1 protein-coding gene and 2 pseudogenes are annotated in these 1831 nt (G+C 70.3%); 2 read left to right on the top strand and 1 reads right to left on the bottom strand.

Features of this window, described 5'->3' with window-relative positions; all coding sequences use genetic code 11:
* Positions 1-362 (bottom strand): annotated as a pseudogene (locus AB0M95_RS40905) (phospholipid carrier-dependent glycosyltransferase); the annotation flags it as partial.
* 109 nt (positions 363-471) lie between these two features.
* Between AB0M95_RS40905 and rsmI the strand changes: the two are divergent.
* Entirely contained in the window at positions 472-1326 is an 855-nt protein-coding gene (gene rsmI, locus AB0M95_RS40900) for a 16S rRNA (cytidine(1402)-2'-O)-methyltransferase (RefSeq protein WP_363777152.1), read from the top strand.
* A gap of 104 nt (positions 1327-1430) precedes the next feature.
* A pseudogene (locus tag AB0M95_RS40895) lies at positions 1431-1831 on the top strand (hypothetical protein); the annotation flags it as partial.

The following is a 1831-nucleotide window of genomic DNA, read 5'->3' as shown; positions in this document are numbered from 1 at the left end:
ACGACGTAGGAGGCGCACTTGTCGAGCTCGGTGGCGGCGCAGTTCTGCCAGATGTTCGTATTGCCGGAGAGCAGGAGCTTGTCGGCGTCCTTGACCGCGACGCGCTCGACGCCGAAGTTGATCAGGGACAGCGCGTCCTTGGCGTAGTACGTCTCGTCGAACACCACGGCCTTGGGGACGCCGAGGCGGTCGAAGCGCAGGAAGGCCCCGAAGGCGGCCACGAGCAGCGGGCCGAGCCACCCCCACAGCGGGCTTCCCCGGAACGGCGGAACCAGCCGGTCGCGCATGGAACCCGGTGGTTCGGGCACGTCACGCGGCTCCGGCTTCTCGAAGTCCTGGTTAGGGAAGTCCGTCAGGGCCATCCGGACATCGTACGGGGCGGCTATTACGTCCAACCTAAGAAACACTCCTTGTGTACCCAATTGGGGCGGTCCTGCCTGAAGGTGCAGCCCGCCGATGACCACCGCGTGCATGGGAGAGGATGGACGTGTGAACGACACGGGCACGCTGGTCCTCGCGGGAGCTCCCATCGGCCGCGCCGAGGACGCCTCCCCCCGCCTGCGGGACGCGCTGTCGGCCGCCGACATCGTCGCCGCCGAAGACACCCGCCGGCTGCGCAGGCTCGCCTCCGACCTCGGGGTCACGCTCGCCGGGCGGGTGGTGTCCTACTACGACGGCAACGAGGCGGCGCGGGCCGCTGAACTGCTGGAGGCCCTGCGCGACGGCGACACCGTGCTGGTGATCACGGACGCCGGCATGCCCGGGGTGTCCGATCCCGGCTACCGGCTGACCCACCTCGCCGTGGAGGCGGGCATCTCGGTGACCGCGCTGCCGGGGCCGTCCGCGGTCACCACGGCGCTGGCGATCTCCGGGCTGCCGAGCGACCGCTTCTGTTTCGAGGGCTTTCCTCCGCGCAAGCCGGGCGAGCGCGCCCGCCGGCTCGCCGCCCTGGCCGCCGAGGAGCGCACGATGGTGTTCTTCGAGGCGCCTCACCGCGTCCGGGCGAGCCTTGTCGCGATGGCCGAGGCGTTCGGGGCCGACCGCCGGGCCGCGCTGTGCCGCGAGCTGACCAAGACCTACGAGGAGGTCCGGCGCGGGGGGCTCGGCGAGCTGGCCGAGTGGGCGGCCGGCGAGGTCCGGGGCGAGATCACGCTGGTCGTCGCCGGTCACGCCCCGGGCGATGTCGCGCCCGAGGTCGGCGATCTGGTGGAGGAGGTCGCCCGCATGGAGGCGGCGGGGGTGCCGCGCAAGCAGGCCATCGTGGACGTCGCCAGGGCCGCGGGGGTGCCGAAACGGGAGCTGTACGACGCCGTCCACCGCGGGTGAGATCCCGGCGCGGCGGTGTGCCGTCGATGTCACGGAGTGCGATGAATGATTCCCGGTTCTTGATCCTCTGGATACGAGCAGTCCACGCCCCATAAAGTGCCCGCGTGGCTGTGCGCGCCTTCCCCCTGAGGTTCTTCGAAAAGACACGCTTTTTCGGCAGAACTCCGGTTCCGTCGGCCGAGCAGCCGGACGCGGCGTCATCGGTCCGTAACCGTCTGGTTCCGCCGTTCCACGGAAGCCCGCTGTGGGGGTGGCTGGCCCCGCTGCTCGTGGCGATCTTCGGCACGCTCCTGCGTTTCGACCGCCTTGCCCACCCCAAGGCGATCATGTTCGACGAGACGTGGTACGCCAAGGACGCGCTGTCCCTGCTCAGGTACGGCGTCGAACGTTCCTTCCTCGGCACGACCGAGAACCCGATCGCCGACCCCCGGCTGCTCGCCGGACGTGAGGACCTCTGGGTCACCTGCACACAGGACGACCTCGGCCCCTGTGCCCTTTATGTGGC

It is taken from the genome of Sphaerisporangium sp. NPDC051017 (assembly GCF_040683095.1).
Classification (GTDB): Bacteria; Actinomycetota; Actinomycetes; order Streptosporangiales; family Streptosporangiaceae; genus Sphaerisporangium.
The sequence above is the reverse complement of the archived record's forward strand: the minus strand, read 5'-3'. Positions and strand labels throughout refer to the sequence as shown.

Coding starts and splice junctions, on each gene's coding strand:
- rsmI (WP_363777152.1), top strand. CDS start 472: ATGGGAGAGGATGGACGTGTGAACGACACGGGCACGCTGGTCCTCGCG.